Annotated in this window: 24 protein-coding genes; 11 read left to right on the forward strand and 13 right to left on the reverse strand. The window is 62.8% G+C overall.

Annotated features, from left to right (window positions below):
* Positions 1 to 261 precede the first annotated feature (261 nt).
* The 8 genes from LU684_RS16835 to LU684_RS16870 are packed head-to-tail and all read right to left on the reverse strand — an operon-like array spanning position 262 to position 8,223.
* Entirely contained in the window at positions 262 to 1,263 is a 1,002-nt protein-coding gene (locus LU684_RS16835) for a septal ring lytic transglycosylase RlpA family protein (protein ID WP_016489362.1), read from the reverse strand.
* A complete protein-coding gene (mltB, locus tag LU684_RS16840) occupies positions 1,263 to 2,273 on the reverse strand; it encodes a lytic murein transglycosylase B (RefSeq protein ID WP_232894838.1) in 1,011 nt (336 codons plus the stop codon). The genes LU684_RS16835 and mltB overlap by 1 nt, the downstream gene beginning before the upstream one ends.
* A 17-nt stretch (positions 2,274 to 2,290) precedes the next feature.
* The gene (gene rodA, locus LU684_RS16845) at positions 2,291 to 3,394 is read right to left on the reverse strand and encodes a rod shape-determining protein RodA (protein WP_049275595.1); all 1,104 of its coding nucleotides are present in this window, start codon (positions 3,392 to 3,394) and stop codon (positions 2,291 to 2,293) included.
* Positions 3,395 to 3,432: 38 nt separating this feature from the next.
* On the reverse strand, positions 3,433 to 5,322 hold the full coding sequence (gene mrdA / locus LU684_RS16850; RefSeq protein ID WP_016489365.1) for a penicillin-binding protein 2: 1,890 nt from the start codon (positions 5,320 to 5,322) through the stop codon (positions 3,433 to 3,435).
* Between the two features lie 16 nt (positions 5,323 to 5,338).
* Positions 5,339 to 5,806: a 23S rRNA (pseudouridine(1915)-N(3))-methyltransferase RlmH gene (gene rlmH, locus LU684_RS16855; RefSeq protein ID WP_003249722.1), complete on the reverse strand. Its 468-nt coding sequence runs from the start codon at positions 5,804 to 5,806 to the stop codon at positions 5,339 to 5,341.
* Between the two features lie 9 nt (positions 5,807 to 5,815).
* Positions 5,816 to 6,247 (reverse strand): ribosome silencing factor, encoded by a 432-nt coding sequence (gene rsfS / locus LU684_RS16860; RefSeq protein WP_016489366.1) that lies wholly within the window; start codon positions 6,245 to 6,247, stop codon positions 5,816 to 5,818.
* Positions 6,248 to 6,290: 43 nt separating this feature from the next.
* Positions 6,291 to 6,950: a nicotinate-nucleotide adenylyltransferase gene (gene nadD, locus LU684_RS16865; protein ID WP_016489367.1), complete on the reverse strand. Its 660-nt coding sequence runs from the start codon at positions 6,948 to 6,950 to the stop codon at positions 6,291 to 6,293.
* 1 nt (position 6,951) lies between these two features.
* Entirely contained in the window at positions 6,952 to 8,223 is a 1,272-nt protein-coding gene (locus LU684_RS16870; protein WP_232894839.1) for a glutamate-5-semialdehyde dehydrogenase, read from the reverse strand.
* 297 nt (positions 8,224 to 8,520) lie between these two features.
* Between LU684_RS16870 and LU684_RS16875 the strand changes: the two genes are divergently transcribed.
* Both LU684_RS16875 and LU684_RS16880 read left to right on the forward strand, forming a co-directional pair.
* Complete coding sequence (locus LU684_RS16875) at positions 8,521 to 9,189, forward strand: DNA-3-methyladenine glycosylase (protein ID WP_023047864.1); 669 nt, start codon at positions 8,521 to 8,523, stop codon at positions 9,187 to 9,189.
* Positions 9,190 to 9,191: 2 nt separating this feature from the next.
* Positions 9,192 to 10,508: a bifunctional DedA family/phosphatase PAP2 family protein gene (locus LU684_RS16880; protein WP_016489369.1), complete on the forward strand. Its 1,317-nt coding sequence runs from the start codon at positions 9,192 to 9,194 to the stop codon at positions 10,506 to 10,508.
* 127 nt (positions 10,509 to 10,635) lie between these two features.
* Here LU684_RS16880 and LU684_RS16885 read toward each other — a convergent pair whose 3' ends face one another.
* The 3 genes from LU684_RS16885 to LU684_RS16895 are packed head-to-tail and all read right to left on the reverse strand — an operon-like array spanning position 10,636 to position 12,311.
* Positions 10,636 to 11,226, reverse strand: coding sequence for an LON peptidase substrate-binding domain-containing protein (locus tag LU684_RS16885; RefSeq protein WP_016489370.1), 591 nt, complete (start codon positions 11,224 to 11,226; stop codon positions 10,636 to 10,638).
* 9 nt (positions 11,227 to 11,235) lie between these two features.
* The gene (locus LU684_RS16890; RefSeq protein WP_016489371.1) at positions 11,236 to 11,952 is read right to left on the reverse strand and encodes an LrgB family protein; all 717 of its coding nucleotides are present in this window, start codon (positions 11,950 to 11,952) and stop codon (positions 11,236 to 11,238) included.
* Positions 11,949 to 12,311: a CidA/LrgA family protein gene (locus LU684_RS16895; RefSeq protein WP_232894840.1), complete on the reverse strand. Its 363-nt coding sequence runs from the start codon at positions 12,309 to 12,311 to the stop codon at positions 11,949 to 11,951. Before LU684_RS16895 ends, LU684_RS16890 begins: the two co-directional genes overlap by 4 nt.
* A 143-nt stretch (positions 12,312 to 12,454) precedes the next feature.
* On the opposite strand from LU684_RS16895, the gene LU684_RS16900 reads away from it, so the two are divergent.
* The 9 genes from LU684_RS16900 to LU684_RS16940 all read left to right on the forward strand — a co-directional run bounded on the left by LU684_RS16900 (position 12,455) and on the right by LU684_RS16940 (position 23,699).
* Complete coding sequence (locus LU684_RS16900; RefSeq protein ID WP_016489373.1) at positions 12,455 to 12,910, forward strand: MaoC family dehydratase; 456 nt, start codon at positions 12,455 to 12,457, stop codon at positions 12,908 to 12,910.
* Positions 12,911 to 13,106: 196 nt separating this feature from the next.
* A complete protein-coding gene (gene prmA, locus LU684_RS16905) occupies positions 13,107 to 13,985 on the forward strand; it encodes a 50S ribosomal protein L11 methyltransferase (protein WP_016489374.1) in 879 nt (292 codons plus the stop codon).
* Positions 13,986 to 14,027: 42 nt separating this feature from the next.
* On the forward strand, positions 14,028 to 15,389 hold the full coding sequence (locus LU684_RS16910) for a DUF3426 domain-containing protein (RefSeq protein WP_232894841.1): 1,362 nt from the start codon (positions 14,028 to 14,030) through the stop codon (positions 15,387 to 15,389).
* Positions 15,390 to 15,585: 196 nt separating this feature from the next.
* Entirely contained in the window at positions 15,586 to 16,599 is a 1,014-nt protein-coding gene (gene dusB / locus LU684_RS16915; RefSeq protein ID WP_016489376.1) for a tRNA dihydrouridine synthase DusB, read from the forward strand.
* A complete protein-coding gene (gene fis / locus LU684_RS16920) occupies positions 16,596 to 16,916 on the forward strand; it encodes a DNA-binding transcriptional regulator Fis (RefSeq protein ID WP_012274390.1) in 321 nt (106 codons plus the stop codon). Before dusB ends, fis begins: the two co-directional genes overlap by 4 nt.
* An 81-nt stretch (positions 16,917 to 16,997) precedes the next feature.
* Complete coding sequence (gene purH / locus LU684_RS16925) at positions 16,998 to 18,605, forward strand: bifunctional phosphoribosylaminoimidazolecarboxamide formyltransferase/IMP cyclohydrolase (RefSeq protein WP_016489377.1); 1,608 nt, start codon at positions 16,998 to 17,000, stop codon at positions 18,603 to 18,605.
* Between the two features lie 182 nt (positions 18,606 to 18,787).
* The gene (purD, locus tag LU684_RS16930) at positions 18,788 to 20,083 is read left to right on the forward strand and encodes a phosphoribosylamine--glycine ligase (RefSeq protein ID WP_016489378.1); all 1,296 of its coding nucleotides are present in this window, start codon (positions 18,788 to 18,790) and stop codon (positions 20,081 to 20,083) included.
* Between the two features lie 150 nt (positions 20,084 to 20,233).
* Positions 20,234 to 23,005: a hybrid sensor histidine kinase/response regulator gene (locus tag LU684_RS16935; RefSeq protein WP_023049271.1), complete on the forward strand. Its 2,772-nt coding sequence runs from the start codon at positions 20,234 to 20,236 to the stop codon at positions 23,003 to 23,005.
* Positions 23,006 to 23,102: 97 nt separating this feature from the next.
* Complete coding sequence (locus LU684_RS16940) at positions 23,103 to 23,699, forward strand: MarC family protein (protein WP_016489380.1); 597 nt, start codon at positions 23,103 to 23,105, stop codon at positions 23,697 to 23,699.
* On the opposite strand, the gene LU684_RS16945 is transcribed toward LU684_RS16940, so the two are convergent.
* Both LU684_RS16945 and LU684_RS16950 read right to left on the reverse strand, forming a co-directional pair.
* Complete coding sequence (locus tag LU684_RS16945; protein WP_016489381.1) at positions 23,696 to 24,319, reverse strand: hypothetical protein; 624 nt, start codon at positions 24,317 to 24,319, stop codon at positions 23,696 to 23,698. The genes LU684_RS16940 and LU684_RS16945 overlap by 4 nt on opposite strands.
* Positions 24,316 to 25,005 carry a hypothetical protein gene (locus LU684_RS16950; protein WP_031312560.1) on the reverse strand — a complete coding sequence of 230 codons (690 nt, stop codon included), beginning with the start codon at positions 25,003 to 25,005 and terminating at the stop codon, positions 24,316 to 24,318. Before LU684_RS16950 ends, LU684_RS16945 begins: the two co-directional genes overlap by 4 nt.
* Positions 25,006 to 25,042: the final 37 nt, after the last annotated feature.

The following is a 25,042-nucleotide window of genomic DNA, read 5'->3' on the forward strand; positions in this document are numbered from 1 at the left end:
AAATCGCTAATGGTCTGAGATGTTCCCTGGGCAAGATCATGTGCCCAGCGCCAGTCAGTCTAGTTTTATGGCCGTTGGCCTGGCCCGCGAACGTGCGGCTTTATGTCGCTGCGGGCAAAAGCCGTCATTGTACATGGCCGCGCCCGGCAATTCATGACAAAACCGACAGTTTGGTGTTGCCTTCTTCGCGGGCACGCCCGCGCCCACAGGGTGTCGCATACCCCTGTGGGCGCGGGTGTGCCCGCGAAGAAGACGACGCGGTCAGTCTGCTGTGACCAGCTTGGCCTGCCCCAAGTTCGCCAGGCGGATGCTGTCTTGTGCTTGCTGGATCTCGCCCTGGCTGCCGATCGGCCCCAGGCGCACGCGGTGCAGGGTCTGCTGGTTACGCACGATCGAGCTGATGAACACCGGTGCATTGACCATGGTGCTGAGTTTGGAGCGCAGTAGCTCGGCGGCATCCGGGTTGGCGAAGGCGCCGACCTGAAGGAAGCTGCCACCCGCACCGCCAGGCACATTGTTGCCACCCACCTGCACCGGCACCACCGGCGCCGCATGCTGCTGTGCCGGCGGAGTCCATTGCTCGACACGCCCGGTACTGGCCGGGATCGCCTGGGTCTGGGCCACCTGCGGCTCTTTCAGCACCATCGGCGGCGTCTGCCCACGCTGGGCCCACCACTGCTGCGGGTCGATCCCCTCGACGCGCACATGCGCGGTGCCGGTCTCGGCATAGCCGAGCTTTTTCGCCGCCGCGTAGGACAGGTCGATAATACGGTCGGAATAGAACGGGCCACGGTCATTCACCCGCAGGATCACGCTACGGCCGTTGGCCAGGTTGGTCACCCGCACGTAGGCCGGCAGCGGCAGGGTCTTGTGCGCCGCGCTCATGCCATACAGGTCGTACAGCTCGCCGTTGGCGGTGTTCTGGCCGTGGAACTTGGTGCCGTACCACGATGCGGTGCCCTCGGCGCGGTAATTGCGCGAGTCCTGCATCGGGTAATACGTCTTGCCCAGCACCGTGTAGGGGTTGGCCTTGTAGTTGCCGGTGTGCACGGTCGGCGTGGCATCGGGGATCTTGTTCACATCCACGTCCCACCAGGGCGCGCCGTCCTTGTGAGCCCGGTTGATGTCCAGCCCCGGCTGGGTACGCACCACGTTGCCACTGCTTTGCGGGGTCGGGCGGCTGGATGAACAGCTGGCCAGCACCACGCCAACGGCGAGGCAGGTCAGCAGTTTGAAGGAGTTGGCAGAGATGATTGCGCGCATTACTTGACGCCCCGTGCTTGAACCAGCTGTTGCGCAAGCTGATGCACCGCCATGGCATACATCACGCTGCGGTTGTAGCGAGTGATCGCGTAGAAGTTCTTCAGGCCAACCCAGTACTCGGGACCATTGTCGCCCTCAAGGCGGAAGGCAGTAACCGGCAGATCATCGCGCAGCGAATCATGAACCGACCAGCCAAGCGCGCGCAACTCCCCTACCGTTTTCACCGGCTCGATACCGGTGGTCAGGCCTTGCTCGGCACCTCCACCGTCCACCCAGGCGCGACTGACCACGCCCCCGCCCGCCACCCAGCCATGGCGCTTGAAGTAGCTGGCGACGCTGCCGATGGCATCGTCCGGGTTATTCCAGATATTGATGTGGCCATCGCCGTCGAAGTCCACCGCGTAGTTGCGAAAACTGCTCGGCATGAACTGCGGCAGGCCCATGGCGCCGGCATAGGAGCCTTTGAGCGTCAGCGGGTCGAGCTGTTCATCACGGGCCAGCAGCAGGAACTCGCGCAGTTCCTTGCGGAAGAACTCGGCCCGCGGCGGGTAATCGAAGCCCAGCGTCGACAGCGCGTCGATCACCCGGTAGTTGCCGGTGTTGCGACCAAAGAACGTTTCCACACCGATGATCGAAACAATGTACTGCGCCGGCACGCCGTATTCCTGCTCGGCACGGGCCAGCACGGCTTCGTGCTGGCGCCAGAAGTCCACACCACGGGCAATGCGCGCGTCGGTGAGGAACATCGGCCGGTAGTCCTTCCACGGCTTGACCTTTTCGGCCGGGCGCGAGATGGCGTCGAGGATCGACTGCTTGCGCTGCACTTCACGGAACACGCTCATCAACTGCTCCGGGGCAAAACCATAGTCGCGGCTCATTTCGCCAACGAACTCGGCCACCTGCGGTGAGCCTTGATAATCGCCGGCATGGGCCAGCTGTACAGCGCCGAACAGGCCCACCGCGCCAATCCACGGCGCACAACGGGCAGCCCAGTTACGCACTGCTTGCATGAAATTCTTCACCTTATTCAAACCTGCGCGATCCATTTGCGGTGCGTGTGGATCGACATCAAAACGCCAAACGCTGACAGCAGCGTCACCAACGATGTTCCGCCATAGCTGATGAAGGGTAGCGGCACGCCCACCACAGGCAGAAGGCCGCTGACCATCCCGATATTGACGAACACGTACACAAAGAAAGTCATGGTCAGGCTGCCCGCGAGCAGCTTGCCGAACAGGGTCTGCGCCTGGGCGGTGATCATCAGGCCACGGCCGATCAGCAACAGGTAGACGATCAGCAACAGGCAGATGCCGACCAGGCCGAACTCCTCGCCCAGTACGGCGATGATGAAGTCAGTGTGGCTTTCCGGCAGAAAATCCAGGTGCGACTGGGTGCCGAGCAGCCAGCCCTTGCCGAACACCCCGCCCGAGCCGATCGCCGCCTTCGACTGGATGATGTTCCAGCCCGTGCCCAGCGGGTCGCTTTCCGGGTCGAGGAAGGTCAGTACCCGTTGCTTCTGGTAGTCGTGCATGACGAAAAACCACATCGCCACCGCCACTGGCACCGCCGCCGTCAGCACACTGAGGATCCAGCGCCAGCGCAGGCCCCCCATGAACAGCACAAAGGCGCCGGAGGCGAGAATCAGCAGCGCCGTGCCCAGGTCGGGCTGGCGCACGATCAGGATGAACGGCACGCCAATCAGCACCAGGCTGATCGCCACGTGCTTCAGGTGGGGCGGCAAGGTGCGCTTGGAGAGGTACCAGGCGATGGTCGCAGGCATGATGATCTTCATGAATTCCGAGGGCTGGAAGCGGATCACCCCGGGGATGTTGATCCAGCGCGTGGCGCCCATGGCGTTGTGGCCCATCACGTCCACCACCACCAGCAACAGCACCCCGGTCAAGTACGCCAGCGGCACCCAGCGGGCCATGAAGCGCGGCTCCAGCTGGGCGATGACGAACATCGACACCAGGCCTATGCCGAACGAGGTGGCCTGCTTGAGCAGCAGGTCCCAGTTCTTGCCACTGGCCGAATACAGGACGAACAGGCTGCCGGCCGCAAGGGTCAGCAGAATGATCAGCAAGGGGCCGTCGACATGGATACGCTGTAGAAAGCTGGCGCGCCGACGCATCACATCCTCACTGGAGAGCATGCGATCGAAATTGTTCATCACAGGGCCGATTCCTGGGTAACGGTGGCAGGCGCGAACTCGGGCTTGAGCCGGCCATTTTCGTCGAGCAGCCAGGCGTCCATGATCTGGCGTACCACGGGCGCGGCGACACCCGAGCCGGACTCACCGTTCTCGACCATCACCGATACCACGATTTTCGGGGCTTCGGCCGGCGCAAAGGCGACGAACAGGGCGTGGTCGCGGTGGCGCTCCTGAAGCTTGTTGCGGTCGTACTTCTCGCCTTGCTTGATCGCCACCACCTGGGCGGTACCGCTCTTGCCGGCAATGCGGTACTGGGCACCGGCGGCAGCCTTGCGCGCAGTGCCGCGGGCGCCGTGCATTACCTGCTCCATGCCATGGGTGACCTTGGCCCAGTCGGACTTGTCACGCAGCACGATGTTTTCCATAGGGTTGTCGTCCACAGGCTGCTGGCCTTCGATGGTCTTGGCCAGGTGCGGGCGGTTCCACACCCCCTTGTTGGCGATCAGCGCAGTGGCCTGGGCCAGTTGCAGCGGCGTGGCCTGCATATAGCCCTGGCCAATGCCGAGAATCAGTGTTTCACCGGGGAACCAGGCCTGACGGCGGGTGGCACGCTTCCATTCGCGCGACGGCATCAACCCGGCGGACTCCTCGAACATGTCGAGGGAAACCCGCTGGCCGATGCCGAACTTGTTCATATAGCTGGACAGCCGATCGATGCCCATCTTGTGCGCAAGGTCGTAGAAGTAGGTGTCGTTGGAACGCATGATCGCGGTGTCCAGGTCGACCCAGCCATCGCCGGAGCGGTTCCAGTTACGGTATTTGTGGTCATAGTTGGGCAGTTGGTAATAGCCCGGGTCGAACACCCGGCTGCTGGCATTGACCACGCCACTGTCCAGGCCGGCGATGGCTACCGCCGGCTTGATGGTCGAACCGGGCGGGTACAGGCCACGCAGCACGCGGTTGAACAACGGCCGGTCGATCGAATCGCGCAGTTCGGCATAGGCCTTGAAGCTGATGCCCGTGACGAACAGGTTGGGGTCAAAGCTGGGCTGACTGACCATCGCCAGCACCTCGCCAGTGCGTGGGTCGAGTGCTACCACTGCGCCACGCCGGCCACCCAGGGCGGCCTCGGCGGCTTCCTGCAGCTTGATGTCCAGGCTCAGCACAATGTCCTTGCCCGGTTTCGGGTCGGTGCGCTTGAGCACCCGCAGCACGCGGCCTCGGGCGTTGGTCTCGACTTCTTCGTAGCCGACCTGGCCGTGCAGGTCGTCTTCGTAGAAGCGCTCGATGCCGGTCTTGCCGATATGGTGGGTGCCGCTGTAGTTCACCGGGTCGAGCGTTTTCAGCTCTTTCTCGTTGATCCGCCCCACATAACCCACCGAATGGGCGAAATGTGCACCCTGCGGGTAATGCCGCACCAGTTGGGCCACCACTTCCACGCCTGGCAGGCGGAACTGGTTCACCGCCACCCGGGCGATCTGCTCTTCGTTGAGTTCGAACAGGATCGGCACCGGCTCGAACGGCCGACGGCCCTGGCGCATGCGCTTCTCGAACAGGGCCCGGTCGTCGGCCGTCAGGTCCAGTACTTCGACGATGGTATCCAGCACTTCCTGCCAGTTACCCGCACGTTCGCGGGTCATCGACAGGCTGAAGCTGGGCCGGTTGTCGGCAACGATTACCCCGTTGCGGTCGAAGATCAGCCCGCGGGTCGGCGGGATCGGCTGCACATGCACCCGGTTGTTCTCTGACAGCGTCGAGTGATAGTCGTACTGGATGATCTGCAGGTAGTACAGCCGCGCGATCAGCACGCAAATAAGCAGCATGATCGCCACCGCGCCGACCACGACGCGGTTGCGCACCAGGCGGGCGTCTTTCTCGTGGTCCTTGAGGCGGATCGGCTGCGACATCTGACTGCTTACAGGCTCATTTGTGGTATGGGTGCCCGGACAACACGGTCCAGGCGCGGTAGATCTGCTCGCCGATCAGTATCCTTACCAACGGGTGTGGCAGGGTCAGCGGCGACAGCGACCAGCGTTGCTCGGCGCGCGCGCAAACCTCAGGCGCCAGGCCTTCCGGGCCGCCCACCATCAAATTCACCGTTCGCGCATCCAGGCGCCAGCGGTCCAGCTCGGTCGCCAGCTGCTCGGTGCTCCAGGGCTTGCCATGGACCTCGAGGGTGACAATGCGTTCCCCAGGCTGAACCTTGCTCAGCATGGCTTCGCCCTCCTGACGGATCAGGCGGGCGACATCGGCATTCTTGCCACGGGTGTTCAGCGGGATTTCCACCAGCTCCAGCGACAGCTCGGCGGGCAGGCGCTTGGCATATTCATGCCAACCTTCCTCGACCCACTTCGGCATGCGCGAGCCGACCGCGATCAGGCGCAGACGCACGACGCTTCCTTATTCCCGGTCTTTGATCTTGTCATCGAAGTAGGCGCTGGCGTTTTCCGGGCTGTGATGCTTGGCATCAGCAGCACGGCTCTGCTCGGCACCCGCCCACAGACGCTCCAGGTCGTAGAACTGGCGGGCAGCGGCGGTCATCATGTGCACGATGACGTCGTTCAGGTCCAGCAGCACCCAGTCGCTGTCACCCTTGCCTTCTTCGCCCAGCGGCTGTGCGCCTTGTTTCTTGACCGCTTCACGGACCTTTTCCAGCATCGCGTTGATCTGGCGGTTGGAGGTACCGGTGGCAATGATCATGTAGTCGGTCAGGCTGTGCTTTTCGCGCACGTCGATGACCTGGATGTCCTGGGCTTTGACGTCTTCCAGAGCGCTAATGGTCAGTTTGACCAGTTCTTCGCCACTGATGCCATTGGTTTTCTGCTTGCTCATATAAAACTCGTTCAACTCGTTGGATGAGGCGCCAGAGGCACCGTCAGTTAGGCGCACGATACAGTTCGTGCGCCTCGATGTAGGCCAGTACGGCGTCCGGCACCAGGAACCTCACCGATTTGCCGCTGGCCAGCAGCTGTCGGATCTGTGTAGCCGACACCGCAAGCGGCGTCTGCCAGACGAACGAAATATTTCCCGCCGGGCCGGACATGGCGGCGGGATCGCTCTCCGAGCGCGCAGCCAGCAGGTTGCGCAGCTCGTCAGGGGGTTCTACGTCGGCATCCGGGCGTTGCAGCACCAGGATGTGACAGTGTTGCAGCAATTCTTCCCAGCGGTGCCAGCCCGGCAGACCACAGAAGGCATCCCAGCCCAGCACCAGGAACAGCTGGTCGTGGCCGGCCAGTTCGGCGCGGATCGATTCCAGCGTATCGATGGTGTAGGACGGTTTGTCCCGCTCAAGCTCGCGCGCATCGACGCTCAGGCAAGCCACGCCCTGCACCGCTTCGCGGACCATGGCCAGACGATCCTGCGCGGCCACCCGCGGGGTGTCGCGGTGCGGCGGCCGGGCGTTGGGCAACAGGCGCAGTTCGTCCAGCCCCATGAACTCGGCCACTTCCAGCGCGCTGCGCAGGTGGCCTATATGCACGGGGTCGAAGGTGCCACCTAGAATGCCGATGCGCCGGACTGCCTGGGCCGTGCTCAACTCAGCAGGACTCCTGACCGCGCAGCTGGCCGTCGCCGATCACTACGTACTTCTCGCAGGTCAGGCCTTCCAGGCCGACCGGGCCACGGGCATGTAGCTTGTCGGTGGAAATACCGATTTCCGCACCCAACCCGTACTCGAAACCGTCGGCAAAGCAGGTCGGGGTGTTGAGCATGACCGACGCCGAGTCGACTTCAGCCATGAACTGGCGGGCTTCACCCTGGTGTTCGCTGATGATCGAGTCGGTGTGGTGTGAGCCATAGTGGTTGATGTGCTCGATGGCCTGGTCCAGGCCATCGACGACGCGGATCGACAGGATCGCGTCCAGGTACTCGGTGTGCCAGTCGTCTTCAGTGGCCGGCTTGGCCTCGATGAGCGCGCGGGTACGCTCGCAGCCACGCAGTTCCACGCCCTTCTCCTGGAAGCGGCGGGCCATTTCCGGCAGGAAACGCTCGGCCACTTGCTGGTCGACCAGCAGGGTTTCCATGGCGCCGCAGATGCCATAACGGTAGGTCTTGGCGTTGAAGGCCACGTTCCAGGCCTTTTCCAGGTCGGCATGCTGGCTGACGTAGATGTGGCAGATGCCGTCCAGGTGCTTGATGACCGGAACGCGGGCATCGCGGCTGATGCGCTCGATCAGGCCACGGCCGCCGCGCGGCACGATGACGTCTACAAATTGCGGCATGCTGATGAGCGCGCCCACGGCTTCGCGGTCGGTGGTCTCGACCACCTGCACCACGGCAGCCGGCAGGCCCGCGGCGGCCAGGCCACGCTGGATGCAGGTGGCGATAGCACGGTTGGAATGGATGGCTTCAGAGCCGCCACGCAGGATGGTCGCGTTACCTGACTTCAGGCACAGGCTGGCAGCATCGATGGTCACGTTCGGGCGCGACTCGTAGATGATCCCGATCACGCCCAGCGGTGCGCGCATCTTGCCAACCTGAATACCCGATGGGCGGTAGCTCATGTCGCGGATGGCACCAACCGGGTCCGGCAGGCTGGCGACCTGGCGCAGGCCGGTGATCATGCCATCGATACGTGCAGGGGTCAGCGCGAGGCGGTCGAGCAGTGCCGGCTCCAGGCCATTGGCGCGGCCGGCGGCCAGGTCCAGCTCGTTGGCGGCAGTCAGTTCCGCACGGGCAGCATCCAGCGCATCGGCAGCGGCTTGCAAGGCGCGGTTTTTCTGCGCGGTGCTGGCACGGCCGATTACCCGGGAAGCCTCACGGGCAGCGCGACCCAAACGGGTCATGTAGTCAAGAACGGACTCAGTCATGGGTTCGGTGTCTTGGCGAAGGGGAAATCGGCTGATTATAACTGCCGCGCAGGTGTACGCCCAGCGGCGGGTGGCGGATGGTAGAAAATGGGTGTTCGTCTCACGATTGTCTGCGCCTGTGAAATCGAGCGCCGCGCGGGCGGCGCTCGATTTCACGGGCACCAAACACATCAAGGCGAATCCCTGACAGCCGCTACCAATGAAACATATGGATACCAATCAATCGCCCCACAGGTTCAGCCAAGATTAAGCCATTCATTGCTATCATCCCCGCGTCCCCCGCCACGAACTGCCCGCATGCCAGCCCTGCCCGACAGCTTTTTCGACCGTGACGCCCAGACCGTGGCCAAGGCCCTGCTGGGCAAGGTAATCCGCCACCGCCACGGCGACCTGTGGCTGGCCGCACGCATCATCGAGACCGAGGCCTATTACCTCACCGACAAAGGCAGCCACGCCTCGCTCGGCTACACCGAAAAGCGCAAGGCGCTGTTCCTCGATGGCGGGCACATCTACATGTACTACGCCCGCGGCGGCGACTCGCTGAACTTCAGCGCCCACGGGCCGGGCAACGCGGTGCTGATCAAGTCTGCCTATCCTTGGCAGGACGACCTCTCGGGCCCCGACAGCCTGGCGCAGATGCAACTGAACAACCCCGACGCCAGCAGCAAGCTCCGCCCGGATGAACGCCTGTGCGCCGGCCAGACCCTGCTGTGCCGAGCCCTGGGCCTGAAAGTGCCAGTGTGGGACGCCCAGCGCTTCGATGCCGAGCGGCTGTATGTGGACGATTGCGGCAACGCCGTACCAAGGGTTATCCAGACTGCAAGGCTGGGCATCCCGCACGGGCGCGACGAGCACCTGCCCTACCGCTTCGTCGACGCCGAGTACGCCCGGTTCTGCACGCGGAACCCGTTACGTCGCGGCCAAGTCGAAGGCCGTGACTTCTTCATTCTCGAACAAGGAAGCTGAACATGGGCCAATGGCTCGACAGCCTGACCGGCTGGCTAAGCGCCAACCCGCAGTGGCTTGGCCTGGCGATTTTCCTGGTGGCCTGCATTGAGTGCCTGGCTATTGCCGGCATCATCGTGCCTGGCACTGTGCTGCTGTTTGCTGTCGCGGTACTGGCCGGCAGTGGCGCCTTCAGCCTGGGCGAAACATTGCTGCTGGGCTTTCTTGGCGGCCTTTTGGGCGACGCCGTGTCGTACACACTGGGCAAGTACTTCCACCAGAACATTCGCCGCCTGCCGCTACTGCGCCACCACCCGGAGTGGATTGGCAGTGCAGAGACCTATTTTCAGCGCTACGGCATTGCCAGCCTGCTGGTAGGGCGGTTCATCGGGCCGCTGCGGCCCATGCTGCCAATGGTCGCGGGCATGTTCGACATGCCGTTGCCGCGCTTCATCGCAGTCAGCCTGGTGGCCGGCGCCGGCTGGTCGGTCGCCTACCTGCTGCCAGGCTGGGCTACCGGCGCGGCCATGCGCCTGCCGCTGCCGGAAGGTTTCTGGCTGGACGCCGGCATCATCGCCGGCACCCTGGCGGTCATCATCGGCCTTAGCCTGACCACCAGCATTCGCGACCAGCGCCATGGGACACGACTGATCGCCGGCATGAGCTTCGCTGCCTTGGCCGGGCTATTCCTCGGCTGGCCTTACCTGCACGAGTTCGACCAAGGCGTGATGACACTGGTGCAGGAGCATCGCAGCCAGGCCATCGACGGCGCCGTGGTACTGGTGACCCGGCTGGGCGATTTCCGCACGCAACTGTTTCTCGGCGCCCTGCTGACCGGCCTGCTGCTGCTTGCCCGCCAGTGGCGGCACGCGTTTTTTGCCGCTGGCGCGCTGATGGGCACAGCGATCGCCAACGGTACACTGAAATGGCTGTTTGCCCGGGCGCGGCCGGAAGTGCTGACCGACCCACTGACCAGCTACAGCATGCCCAGCGGGCACAGCTCGGCGTCGTTTGCGTTCTTTCTGGTCATGGCAGTGCTGGCAGGGCGCGGACAGCCGCCGCGCATGCGCCTGACCTGGGTGATGCTGGGTTGCATTCCGGCGCTGGCGATTGCCCTGTCACGGGTGTACCTGGGGGCGCACTGGCCAACCGACATCCTGGCCGGCGCCCTGCTGGCCTGCTGTGTATGCGCGCTTAGCCTGACTGTGGCGCAGCGCCAGCAGACACTGCCGGCCCTGCCGCTGCGGGTGTGGTGGCTGGTGTTGCCGGCATGTATCGCGCTGCTGGCGTTCTTTGCAATGCATGCGTTGCCGCAGGCTTTGCTCAGATACCAATATTGATGTCGCCCTTAATGGCCTCTTCGCGGGCTGCCCGCTCCCACAGGTACTGCACCTGCCTCGAAGCAAGTGACATACCTGTGGGAGCGGGCAAGCCCGCGAAGAGGCCAGCCCAAGCAGCACAAAGAGATCAGGCGAAAAGCTCACCCTGAATCCGCTCCAGCAATTTCTGAATCTCCCCCAATCGCTGCTGCGGCGAGTCGAGGGTCAGCAGGTCCAGCTTGTCTTCTTCCATGAACGGCAGCAGGTACGCCAGCTGGTTGGCCAGCGCCTGGCGCCCATCCACCGGGCGCGGCATGTCCAGCGCCTCGACCATCGGGTGCTCACCCAGCGCCACCAGCAGCGCCAGCAGGTCATCATCGGAATCGAGCAACGGGCTGTCCGCGTGCTCCGGCAGCCATTGCACCTGCCCCACCAGCAACTGGTCCTTCTGCACCTCGGTGCTTGCCAGACTGAAGCGCCGCACCCCTTCAACGCGAATACCCAGCAAGCCATTATCCTGCTGCGCAAAGTCGCGGATCACCGCTTCACAGCCGATCGAAGCGACCATCGGTGGCGCCTTGCCAACCTGTTCACCTTCCAGGATGCAGACCACCCCAAAGCCTTCGCCCTGCTTCATGCAGCGCCCGATCATGTCCAGGTAGCGCGCCTCGAAAATCTGCAAATCGAGAAAGCAGCCCGGGAACAGCACGGTATTGAGCGGAAACAGCGGTAGTGTCATCACAATTCCTCAAGCTACCAGGCTGACCGCCAGCGGCAGGAACACTGCCGTGGCTACCCCCATCAAGCTCATCGCCAACGCGGCAAAAGCGCCGCATTCGTCACCTTCCTGCAGGGCGACCGAGGTCCCCACCGCATGCGCCGTGACGCCCAGCGACATGCCGCGCGCCTCAGGGCTATGCACGCCGAAGCGGCTCAGCAGCGCCGGGCCGAAGATGGCGCCAATCACCCCGGTGATCAGTACGAACACTGCCGCCAGCGCCGCCACACCGCCAATCTGCTCTGCCACCAGCATGGCAATTGGCGAGGTCACCGACTTGGGTGCCATGGTCATCAGGATCATGTGTTCTGCACCGAACCACCAGCCCAGCAACAGGCAGCAGAGCGTGGCGAACAGGCCCCCGATTACCAGCGTAGTAAATGTGGGCCAGAACAGCTGCCGGATACGCCGCAAGTTGAGGTAGAGCGGCACGGCCAACGCCACAGTGGCGGGGCCCAGCAGGATGTTCATGATTTCGGTGCTCTTGCGATACTCGCTGTATTCAATGCCGCACAGCAGCAGCACGCCGATTACCAGCAACATCGATACCAGTACCGGCTGCAGGAAGATCCAGCGGGTTTTCTCGTAGGCCGCCAGCACCACCTGGTAGGCACCGAGCGTGATACCGATACCAAACAAAGGATGGTGCACCACTGCATCCAGCGCGCCTTGCCAATCGGGCATCATGGCCGCTCCTCGCGCTTGCCCTGGCGGTGAATGAGCGTTTGCATCAGCACACCCACAAAAACCAGCGTCACCAGGCAGGAGATCAGCAGGGCTCCGGCAATCGCCCAGAAGTCGGCGGCGATGTCTTTGGCATACACCATCACCCCCACTGCCGGCGGTACCAGCAAAAGCGGCAGGTAGCGCAGCAGGCTGCTGGCCGCCTCGTTCAATGGCTTGCCCACCTCACCGCGGGCCATGAGGAAGGCCAACAGCAGCACCAGGCCGATGATCGGCCCCGGCAGAAACGGCACCAACAAGTGGTTGATCGCCGTCCCCAGCAGCTGGAACAGCACCAGCCAGGTCAAACCACGCAACAGCATAAGCATCTCCCTCGGGCACGGCCGCCATTATAAGCACGCACAGCGATATACCGATATTCGTCGAAAAACAGACAACTTGACTGAAACGGTTCGCCGTGCTGATCTTGCACTTTCGTACCAACTGACAACCTGGAGAGTCCGCGATGCCCTATGTGCCGGTTACAGAGCTTTCGCAGTATGTTGGTAAAGCGCTGGGCCACTCCGCCTGGCTGAAGATCGATCAGCAGCGCATCAACCTGTTCGCCGAGGCGACAGGCGATTTTCAGTTCATCCATGTCGACCCTGAAAAGGCGGCCGAAACCCCGTTTGGCGGCACCATCGCCCATGGTTTTCTGACATTGTCACTGATCCCCAAGCTGATCGAGGACATCCTGGTCCTGCCACAAGGGCTGAAGATGGTGGTGAACTATGGGCTGGACAGCGTACGGTTCATCCAGCCGGTCAAGGTCAACAGCCAGGTGCGGCTGAAGGTGGACCTGGCCGAAGTGGTGCAGAAGAAGCCGGGGCAATGGCTGCTCAAGGCAATTGCTACGCTGGAAATCGAGGGTGAAGAGAAGCCTGCTTATATAGCTGAGTCGCTCTCGCTCTGTTTCGTCTGATGTAACCCCCGGGGGCGCAATGCGCCCCATTCGCAGCACAAGGCTGCCCCCGCAGGGGTATGCGATCTCCTGAGCAGCCTTGTGCTGCGAATGGGCTGCACAGCGGCCCCGATCCACAAATCTTCCGCACTCGCGTAGACTGCGAGCCTTCGCGCAGCCTAGGGCTGCCCCCGTCGATTTACCAAAGGTGCCCGCCATGCCCTGGCTGCAAGTACGCCTGGCCATCAGCCCGGAACAAGCCGAAACCTACGAAGATGCCCTGCTCGAAGTAGGCGCCGTCTCGGTCACGTTCATGGATGCCGAAGATCAACCGATCTTCGAGCCAGACCTCAACACCACCCCGCTGTGGTCGCACACCCACCTGCTGGCGCTGTTCGAGGCCGATGCCGAGCCCGAGCAGGTGTTTGCCCACCTGCGCCTGCTGACCGGCGCCGAGCTGCCACAGCACCAGGCCGAGGTAATCGAGGACCAGGACTGGGAGCGCAGCTGGATGGACAACTTCCAGCCTATGCGTTTCGGCCGCCGCCTGTGGATTGTGCCCAGCTGGCACGACGCCCCGGAAAAGGACGCAGTGAACCTGCTGCTGGACCCAGGCCTTGCCTTTGGCACTGGCACCCACCCCACCACTGCCCTGTGCCTGGAATGGCTCGACGGCCAGCAACTTGAAGGCACCCAGGTGCTGGACTTCGGCTGCGGCTCGGGCATTCTGGCCATCGCTTCGCTACTGCTGGGCGCCCGTGAAGCGGTCGGTACCGACATCGACGTGCAGGCCATCGAAGCTTCGCGCGATAACGCCCAGCGCAACGGCATTGCCGATGAGAAGCTGGCGCTGTACCTGCCCGAGCACATGCCGGCCATGCAGGCCGACGTGCTGGTCGCCAATATCCTCGCTGGCCCGCTGGTGTCGCTGGCTCCGCAGCTGTCGGGCCTGGTGCGCCCAGGTGGCCTGCTGGCGCTGTCCGGCATTCTGGCCGAACAGGGTGAGGACGTGGCTGCGGCCTACGCCGCCGACTTCGAGCTGGACCCGATCGTCGTTCGCGATGGCTGGGTGCGCATCAGTGGTCGCCGCCGCTAAGCGGGCCTAGAATATCCTTCTGCACAGCTCCCGGATTGCCGCATGACCGACAGTTTCGTCACCCAGTGCCCGCATTGCCAGACCAGCTTTCGCGTCACCCACCACCAGTTGAGCGTGGCCCGCGGCGTAGTCCGCTGCGGCCATTGCCTGCAGGTGTTCAATGCCGCCAAGCAACTGCTGGAGCAGAACCGTGCCAGCGCACCTGAGCTGCCGGTGCCAGTACCTGCACCTGTGCCAGCGGCGCCTGCCGAGCCCGTGCCCGCGCCGGCAATCACGCCCGAGCCTGTCCCCCGCGAGCGCAGCATTACCCCTGACGAGGACTGGGCCCTGACCGCCCAGGCGCTGGACGCACTTGACCTCGACCAGGAGCTCGCACGCCTGGAGCGGCGCGGCCAACCGACCCAGGCACGCCCCGCCAACATGGATGACGGGCTGCAGGCGCGGCGTGACGAACCGGGCTCGGACGAGCACGCGGACGACTTGTTCGGCAACGCCACCGGTGAGCCCTTCGAGCCAAAAACGCCCGCAGAGCCCGCCCCTGTGCTGGAGCCGCAGCCCCTGGAACTGGACCTGGAGCCTGTACCCGGCGAACGCACCGAGCCGACACTGGGCAGTAACCTTGACCTGGACAACGATGACGAGCCGCCCGTACACCGCGCAGCCGAAATCGATGACCAGGCCGCATTCAGCGAACCGCTGCGCGCCAGCGATGACGAAACCCCGGAAAAAGGCCTGAGCGCCCGCGATGATGAACCGCTGGCCCTGCACCTGTCGGCGCGAGACGATGACCCTGATGAGCCGCTGCCGGGTGAACGCCTGGAGCCGGGCCTTGCCAGCAAGCCCGAGCGCCCGCTGCGCAAGGAGCCGCTGGTCGATGTGGTCGACGACCCACTGCAACTGGGCTGGGAAAAACCCGCACCCAACTGGGGCAAACGCCTGCTGTGGGGCTTCCTGACCCTGCTGGCCGCTGGCCTGCTGGCATTCCAGTATGTGTGGTTCCACTTCGACGAGATGGCCCGCCAGGACCAGTACCGGCCGATCTTCCAGCAAATTTGCCCGATGGTCGGGTGCCAGGTACCGACCCGCGTCGATATCTCAAGAATCAAGAGCAGCAACCTGGTGGTGCGCAGCCACCCGGATTTCAAAGGCGCACTGATCGTCGATGCGATCATTTACAACCGTGCACCGTTCGCCCAACCGTTCCCGCTGCTGGAACTGCGTTTTGCCGACCTCAATGGCCAACTGATCGCCAGCCGGCGCTTCAAACCCAGCGAGTACCTGTCCGGCGAATTGGCCGGGCGTGGCGACATGCCAAGCCAGACGCCGATCCATATCGCCCTGGACATCCTCGACCCGGGGCCGAAGGCCGTGAACTACAGCCTCAGCTTCCGTTCGCCGGAATAGCCAGCAACCCTGTGGAGGCGGGGATGCCCGCTCCCAGAGGGTACGCGCGGTACCCGGATCTTGGCTCATACCAAAAGTCATAAGCCGACAACTGTTCAGATTTTATCCAAATCCATCTTTATCCGGTCACCGAGAGCGGGTATCATGCCCACCCTTTTTCGAACTCCAAGATTCGGCCCCACAACAGGGATCACCTATGTCGGCGGTACGCATCGGCCCATACACACTACGTAACAACCTGATCCTCGCGCCCATGGCCGGGGTCACGGACCAACCTTTCCGTACGCTTTGCAAGCGCCTGGGCGCAGGCATGGTGGTATCGGAGATGGTCTCCAGCGACATGAGCCTGTGGAACAGCCGCAAGTCGAGCCTGCGCCGCATCCATGAAGGCGATCCCGAGCCACGCTCGGTGCAGATCGCCGGTGGTGACGCGCAGATGATGGCTGCAGCAGCAAAGGCCAACGTCGAAGCGGGCGCCCAGATCATCGACATCAACATGGGCTGCCCGGCAAAAAAAGTCTGCAACAAAGCTGCAGGCTCTGCTTTATTGAGAGATGAAGCTTTGGTCAGCGAGATCCTCCACGCCGTGGTCGGCGCTGTGGACGTCCCGGTGACCCTGAAGATCCGCACCGGTTGGGACCGGGCGAACAAGAACGGCCTGAACGTGGCGAAAATTGCCGAACAGGCCGGCATCCAGGCGCTGGCGGTGCATGGCCGTACACGTGCCGATCTTTACACCGGCGAAGCCGAATACGACACCATCGCAGCCATCAAGCAAGCGGTGTCGATCCCGGTCTTTGCCAATGGCGATATCACCTCGCCAGAAAAGGCCCGGGCGGTGCTGGATGCCACCGGGGTCGACGGCTTGTTGATTGGCCGGGCAGCCCAAGGGCGGCCATGGATCTTTCGCGAGATCGAGCATTACCTGCGCACTGGCGAACACCTGCCAGCGCCGCAACTGGACGAAGTGGAACGCATCCTGCTGGAGCATCTGGCCGCGTTGCATGCCTTTTATGGCGATGTGATGGGCGTACGTATCGCCCGCAAGCACGTTGGCTGGTACCTGGCAACACGACCCGGCGGCAAGGAGTTTCGCTCCCGGTTCAACGCTTTGGAAGACACACAAGCGCAGTGCGCCAACGTTCGCGCGTTTTTCAGTGAACGTCGACAGAGCCTTGGGACAGAGGACGGACAAGGGGTGGCCGCATGACGATGATGACAGAGACATTTGTGAGTGGAACAACGCCCGTGAGCGACAACGCCAACCTGAAACAGCACCTCAACACGCCGAGCGAAGAGGGCCAGACCCTTCGCGACAGCGTCGAGAAGGCGCTGCACAACTACTTCGCCCACCTGGAAGGCGCGACCGTCACGGACGTGTACAACCTGGTGCTCTCCGAAGTGGAGGCGCCCCTGCTCGAAAGCGTGATGAATTACGTGAAGGGCAACCAGACCAAGGCCAGCGAGATGCTCGGGCTGAACCGAGGCACCCTGCGCAAGAAGCTCAAGCAGTACGACTTGCTGTAAGCCAGAATCCCAACCAGAAAAGGCGGCTCCCTGAACAGAGGCGCCTTTTTTGCAGACTCCACCGCGTTATTGGAACCCGAAATGACCGACCAGACTACCCGCCTGCCAGTCCGCCGCGCCCTGATCAGCGTCTCCGACAAGACCGGTATCCTCGAATTCGCCCGTGAGCTGCAGCAGCTCGGTGTCGAGATCCTGTCCACCGGCGGCACCTACAAGCTGCTCAAGGACAACGGCGTGAACGCGGTGGAAGTGGCCGACTACACCGGCTTCGCCGAAATGATGGATGGCCGGGTCAAGACCCTGCACCCGAAAATCCACGGTGGCATCCTGGGCCGTCGCGGCACCGACGACGCCATCATGAGCGAGCACGGTATCAAGCCGATCGACCTAGTTGCGGTCAACCTGTACCCGTTCGAAGCCACCATTTCCAAGCCTGGCTGTGACTTGCCAACCGCCATCGAGAACATCGACATCGGCGGCCCGACCATGGTCCGTTCGGCAGCCAAGAACCACAAAGATGTCGCCATCGTGGTCAACGCCAGCGACTACGCCGGCATTGTCGAAGGCCTGAAGGCCGGCGGCCTGACCTACGCCCAGCGCTTCGACCTGATGCTCAAGGCGTTCGAGCACACTGCCGCCTACGACGGCATGATCGCCAACTACATGGGCACCATCGACCAGGCCAAGGACACCCTTTCGACTTCCGCACGCAGCGAATTCCCGCGTACCTTCAACAGCCAGTTCGTCAAGGCCCAGGAAATGCGCTACGGCGAGAACCCGCACCAGAGCGCGGCGTTCTACGTAGAAGCCAAAAAAGGCGAAGCGAGCATTTCCACTGCCATCCAGCTGCAAGGCAAGGAGCTGTCGTTCAACAACGTGGCCGACACCGACGCCGCGCTGGAGTGCGTGAAGAGTTTCGTCAAGCCGGCCTGTGTCATCGTCAAGCATGCCAACCCGTGTGGCGTGGCTGTTGTGCCTGAAGACGAAGGCGGCATCCGCAAGGCCTACGACCTGGCCTACGCCACCGACACCGAGTCGGCCTTCGGCGGCATCATTGCCTTCAACCGCGAACTGGACGGCGAAACTGCCAAGGCCATCGTCGAGCGCCAGTTCGTCGAAGTGATCATCGCGCCGAAAATTTCCCAGGCTGCCCGCGACGTGGTGGCTGCCAAGCAAAACGTACGCCTGCTGGAATGCGGCGAGTGGCCAGCCGAACGCGCTGCCGGCTGGGACTTCAAGCGCGTCAATGGCGGCCTGTTGGTACAAAGCCGCGACATCGGCATGATCACCGCCGATGACTTGAAGATCGTCACCAAACGTGCCCCGACCGAGCAAGAAATCCACGACCTGGTGTTTGCCTGGAAAGTGGCCAAGTTCGTCAAGTCCAACGCCATTGTCTACGCCAAGCAGCGCCAGACCATCGGCGTGGGTGCAGGCCAGATGAGCCGCGTCAACTCCGCGCGTATTGCTGCAATCAAGGCCGAGCATGCTGGCCTGCAGGTGCAGGGCGCGGTCATGGCATCGGATGCGTTCTTCCCGTTCCGTGATGGCATCGACAATGCCGCTAAAGTGGGTATCAGCGCCGTGATCCAGCCGGGTGGCTCGATGCGTGATGCCGAAGTCATCGCTGCTGCTGACGAAGCCGGTATCGCGATGGTATTCACCGGTATGCGCCACTTCCGCCACTGATTTACGGCAATCGGCCGCACTGAAGCAGGCATCTGCTGCGTTGGGGCCGGTTCCGCTGATGCTCATTGCCAGAAGGCAACTCCGCTCATCGGAACCGGCCCCGCCTTGCATCTACCTGCTTCATTGCGACCTCGTACAGCGTGAGGCTTCGCCTTGCGCCCGAAAGAATTCGAGGTTTTGACATGAAAGTTTTGATCATCGGCAGCGGCGGCCGTGAGCACGCCCTGGCCTGGAAAGTTGCCCAGGACCCACGCGTGGAGAAAGTCTTCGTTGCCCCAGGCAACGCCGGCACCGCCATTGAAGCCAAGTGCGAGAACGTCGCCATCGACGTATGCGCCCTGGAACAACTGGCCGACTTTGCCGAGAAAAACGTCGACCTGACCATCGTCGGCCCGGAAGCACCACTGGTCATCGGGGTGGTCGACCTGTTCCGCAGCCGTGGCCTGGACTGCTTCGGCCCAACCAAGGGTGCAGCGCAGCTGGAAGGCTCCAAGGCCTTCACCAAGGACTTCCTGGCGCGTCACAAGATCCCGACCGCCGACTACCAGAATTTCACCGAAATCGAGCCGGCCCTGGCCTACCTGCAAGAAAAAGGCGCGCCGATCGTGATCAAGGCCGACGGCCTGGCTGCGGGCAAAGGCGTCATCGTCGCCATGACCCTCGAAGAAGCCGAAGCCGCCGTGCGTGACATGCTGGCCGGCAATGCCTTCGGTGAAGCCGGTTCGCGCGTGGTGATCGAAGAGTTCCTCGACGGCGAAGAAGCCAGCTTCATCGTCATGGTCGACGGCCACAACGTGCTGCCCATGGCCACCAGCCAGGACCACAAGCGCGTCGGCGACCAGGACACCGGCCCGAACACGGGCGGCATGGGTGCCTACTCCCCTGCCCCGGTCGTTACCGCCGACGTGCACCAGCGGGTGATGGACCAGGTGATCTGGCCAACCGTGCGCGGCATGGCCGAGGAAGGCAACGTCTACACCGGCTTCCTCTATGCTGGCCTGATGATCGACAAGGCGGGCAACCCCAAGGTCATCGAGTTCAACTGCCGCTTCGGCGACCCAGAGACCCAGCCGGTCATGCTGCGCCTGGAGTCGAGCCTGGTGCTGCTGATCGAAGCCGCCTTCGCCAAGGCGCTGGACAAGGTCGAAGCCCAGTGGGACCCACGCCCGAGCCTGGGCGTTGTGCTGGCGGCTGGCGGTTACCCGGGCGACTACGCCAAGGGCGACGTGATCAGCGGCCTGGACGCAGCAGCCAAGATCGAAGGCAAGGTGTTCCATGCCGGTACTTCGCTCAAGGACGGCCAAGTGGTCACCAACGGCGGGCGCGTGCTGTGCGCCACGGCAATGGGCAGCACGGTTGCCGATGCGCAGCAGCAGGCTTACCGCCTGGCCAGGGAAGTAAGCTGGAACGGCAGTTTCTACCGCACTGACATCGGCTACCGGGCCATCGCCCGCGAGCGCGGTGAACACCAGCAGTAAGCACTACCGGAACGCCGTGCCGCCCGGGGCTGTCAACCGCCCGGCGCACGGCATCCGGCTCGTCGACAAGGCCCGGCACGGGCCTTGCCTTCGACTTGGCGCGCCGCGCATAGTTAGTACCCGGCACATCGGCTAAGAAGGGATTTCGTAGTGCGTCGGCTTCGGATTGCCTCAGCTCTGATCGTCACCTTGCTGACCTTGCTCTTCATGTTACCGGCTGCAGCCGAGCATGACGGAGGCTGGACCGTTCTGCTCGACGAACAGGCCAACCTGCAACTTAGCGATGTACGCTCCGAGCGTTATCGCAACCAGTTCAGCCCGCTGGTACTTGCCGAACTGGATGCCGCTCCGCCGGAGCAGGCCTTGTGGCTGCACTACCGCCTGGAACCAGGCGACCAGGAGCAACTGCTTCGGGTATTCGCCCCCGACCTGTCTGGGCTTGACCTATACGCCCTCCAGGGCGACCAACTTCTGCGTCAGTTGCACCACGGGCGCCAGGCCGGCAATGCCAGCCCGACCCTGCGTGGCAGCGACCATGTACTGCCCCTGCCCAACAGCAGGCAACCACTGGACATCTACCTGCGCCTGGTCTCCGAGCACCAGTTGCGCCCGGCCATCAGCCTTGAACCTGCGGCCGTAGCCGCCTCGGACCATAGCCAGCCACTGCTGTTCGGCATGCTGTTCGGCGGCTTGGTCATGCTGATCCTGCATAACCTGATCCGCTTCCTCTACAGCCACTCCACCACCACCCTGATCCTGGCGCTCTACCACAGCCTGATGCTGCTCAGCGGCCTGATCCTGCTGAACCTCAGCGGCCCTTGGTGGCACGTGTGGCACAACGCGCAAACCCCGGCCGCCTACCTGACACTGGTACTGGCCGGCCTGGCGGGGCTGTATTTCACCCAGCACTTCTTCAACCCGTGCAACTCGCCGCGGATCAACCGCCTGCTGCAGGGCGAAATGCTGGTGGTCGGGGTCAGCGGGCTGGTGCTGCTGTTCGTCGACACCCTGCCCCTCAACCTGATGACCTACGCCTTGCTGGCGCTGGGCAGCGTGAGCATGCTGCTGGTCAGCAGCTACCACTGGTACCGGGGCTATGCACCCGGCCGGCTGTTCAGCCTGGCCATGGTGGTGTTCAACCTGGGTGGCCTGGTGCTGCTGCCGGCACTGCTGGGCCTGACCCGTACCGCTACGCCTTGGCTATTGTGCATTCTGCTGGGGCTGGCCGTGGCCAGCGGCCTGCTGCTCAACCTGGCAGTCAGCGAACGCCTGCGCCGCATGAGCGAAGAGCGCTTCAGCGCCAGCCGCGCCTTGGCCGCCAGCGATGCCGAAATGAACGCCAAGGCCGAGTTCCTGGCCAAGATCAGCCACGAAATCCGCACCCCCATGAACGGCGTGCTGGGCATGACGGAGTTGCTGCTGGGCACACCGCTGTCAGTCAAGCAACGCGACTATGTGCAGACCATCCACAGTGCCGGCAACGAGCTGCTGACACTGATCAACGAAATTCTCGACATTTCCAAACTGGAGTCCCGGCAGATCGAGCTGGATGACGTGCAGTTCGACCTCAATGCACTGATCGAGGATTGCCTGAACATCTTCCGCGCCAAGGCCGAGCAGCAGAACATCGAGCTGATCAGCTTCACACAGCCGCAGGTACCGCGAGTGATCAGTGGCGACCCGACACGCCTGCGCCAGGCCTTGTCGAGCCTATTGGAAAACGCCCTGAAAAACACCGATCAGGGCGAAATCCTGCTGGTAGTGGCACTGGACCAACGGGGTGAGCTACCGCGCCTGCGCATCGCTGTGCAGGACAGCGGCGAACCGTTGGCCGCCGCAGACCGTGAAGCGTTGTTGCAAGCCGAGCTGCACAGCCACCACTTCCTGTCCAGCAACAAGCTGGGCGGCCACCTTGGGCTGGTCATTGCCAAACAGCTGATCGGCCTGATGCAGGGCGAGTTCGGCATCAAGAGCAGCACCGGCATGGGCAACACCCTGTGGCTGACCCTGCCGCTGGACCCCTCTCGCCTGGAGCAGCCACCAACCGATCTCGACAGCCCGCTGCGCGATGCCCGCGTGCTGGTGGTGGACGACAATGACACCTGCCGCAAGGTGCTGGTGCAACAATGCAGCGCCTGGGGCATGAACGTCAGCGCGGTGCCTTCGGGCAAGGAAGCGCTGGCCCTGTTACGCACCAAGGCGCACCTGCGTGACTACTTCGACGCCGTGCTGCTGGACCAGAACATGCCGGGCATGACCGGCATGCAACTGGCCGCCAAGATCAAGGAAGACCCGAGTCTGAACCACGACATTCTGGTGGTAATGCTCACCGGTATCAGCAATGCACCGAGCAAGGTCATCGCACGCAACGCCGGGGTCAAACGGATACTTGCCAAGCCGGTGGCCGGCTACACACTCAAAACCACCCTGGCCGAAGAACTGGCTCAGCGCGGCCGCGATCAGGCGGTGCCGGCCAGCCTGCCCGGTATCCCGCAGGCACTGGACCTGCCAGGCGACTTCCGCGTGCTGGTCGCCGAGGACAACAGCATTTCGACCAAGGTAATACGCGGCATGCTCGGCAAGCTCAACCTTGAGCCCGACACCGCCTGCAATGGCGAGGAGGCCCTGCAGGCAATGAAAAACCAGCGCTATGACCTGGTGCTGATGGACTGCGAGATGCCCATTCTGGACGGTTTCTCGGCCACCCAGCAGCTGCGTGCGTGGGAAACCGCCAACCAGCGCCAGCGCACCCCGGTAGTGGCACTGACCGCGCACATTCTTACAGAACACAAGGAACGCGCCCGGCTGGCGGGCATGGACGGGCACATGGCCAAGCCGGTCGAGCTGTCGCAATTGCGCGAACTGATCCAGTACTGGGCCAATCACCGGGAAGCCAAGGTGGACCCGGCGCCTACTTCCTAGACTACGCTGTCGTGCAGTGAACACTGATCACCAGATCAATACGGCCCGCACCCACAATAATTGCGCAACCTTTTTGAGTTTCCGAGGACCAGCGCTCATGCTCCATGAGTTGTTCAGCGTCTACCTGAAAATGCTCGTGCTCTACAGCCCGTTCTTCGTGCTGTCGTGCTTCATCAGCCTGACCCGCGGCCACTCCAGCAAGGAGCGCAAGCAACTGGCCTGGAAGGTCGCTTTCGCAGCCCTGGTCGCCAGCGTGCTGCTCTACCTGTTCGGTCGGGTGATCTTCGGTATTTTCGGCATTACCGCCGACGCCTTCCGCATCGGGGCCGGCAGCGTGCTGTTCATTTCGGCTTTGGGGATGGCGCAGGGCAAGCCGGCGGTACAGGCCGACAACGTGCAGCAGGACGTGACGATCGTGCCGCTGACCATTCCGCTGACGGTTGGCCCCGGTACCATCGGTGCCCTCTTGGTGATGGGTGTGAGCCAACCGCACTGGGACGACAAACTGCTGGCCATCGTCAGTATCGCGCTGGCCAGCTTTACCGTCGGCCTGGTGCTTTACCTGTCGCACGGTATCGAGCGGATCCTTGGCGACCAGGGCCTGCAGATCGTCAGCCGTCTGATGGGGCTGTTCGTCTGTGCCCTGGCGGCGCAGATCATTTTTACCGGGATCAAAGGGTATCTGGTGCCTTAGATGGCATAGTCATGAATGCGCGCCTGGGACACCTTGACGACGCTTTCCTGGACTTTTGGCAATACGCTGTTCTCAAAGGCCAGAATATTGAACCGTACCAGTTCCGCACGCACATTCTTGTGACTGCGCTTGCGGCTGATGAACCCTGCACTGAAAACAGACTGTTTGTCCGCTTCGTGGTAAACCACCATATCAACCCGGTTGTTGCCAGCCGGCGCGCAGGCCAACACTTGAAAGTGTTGCCTCTCGAATGCCTTTGTCTCAAGTTCCTTCAGCACCGATGGCTTCTTCAGCAATGTTTGAATAGACACTTTCACCGATGTAGCAAAGCTGTCTCCGGCCGTTTTGGACAGCGTCTGCAGCAGTTGATCCGTCTGCTGCGTACGCGTCTTGTCCGGCCAATGGATCTGCTCGGCCGTTACGGCATCCCACCCCATGAATTTGAGCTGGTTACGGTAATAAGCGAACCAGTCTTTTATCAGCCCCTCCTTGTAAGCGGTATCGGTGGCTCGTTCGGCCATCGCCAGGGCCAGCTTCACCTTGTCTTTCTGCGCGGCATCAATGCCTGGCAAAAAGGAAACGATCCCGGCGCCGATCACGGCAGACGTGGCTTCACTCATGATGCTGCTCCTGTAGGTTGCGCGTAAGGGTCAAAGCGGTAAGCAGCTTGTGCGTCTTTGCTTTGCATCAAGGCTTGCAATTCACCACGCTGGTGCTGGAAGCGCCCTTCATCCAACGCCAGAGAGACGCCATTGAACTCGGCTTCGCCATCAAGCACGTGTTCGCTCGTAAATGTCGCCATCGAGACCAGCGAGAGTGGCTGGTCGATTTGCATCGAGATGCTGCACAGGTCCAGTGTCGGTCCCGGCTTGAGTACGCCGAGTTCGATGACCAGCGTGGAGGACTGGGCCTGGTCGTGTGCGCTGAACTTCAGCAGGTGCCGCAAGCCCTCAGCAGATCGAGCGAGGCCCGACTTGATTCCCGCCAGCACGGCCTCATGGCGTAACGAGCGAATTTTCAGCCAGGCTTCAAGTGGCTGTATATGCGCGTTGCGCACGGGTCGCCCCAACTGCTTGAGGTCATGTGTGCTGGCCAGCTTGATCCAGCCCAATTGGCGGTAAGCCTCGCGATACGCGGCATACCAGCGTTCATAATTGTCGATGCGTGAACCGGCGTGCTTGTTGGCCACCAACTGTGCGTAAAGGATTGAATCAAAAGCGGCCTGGCGTTGTGCCTCGACCGTGCCCGGCGAATACAGCAATGCTGTTCCGCCAATCAACATCAATTGCTCAGCTGCTCTATCCATCGTGTTACCTCATCACAAAGAACCGAACAAGGCGGCG

Origin of the sequence: Pseudomonas sp. NMI542_15 (assembly GCF_021283425.1) — a bacterium.
GTDB lineage: Bacteria > Pseudomonadota > Gammaproteobacteria > Pseudomonadales > Pseudomonadaceae > Aquipseudomonas > Aquipseudomonas fortuita.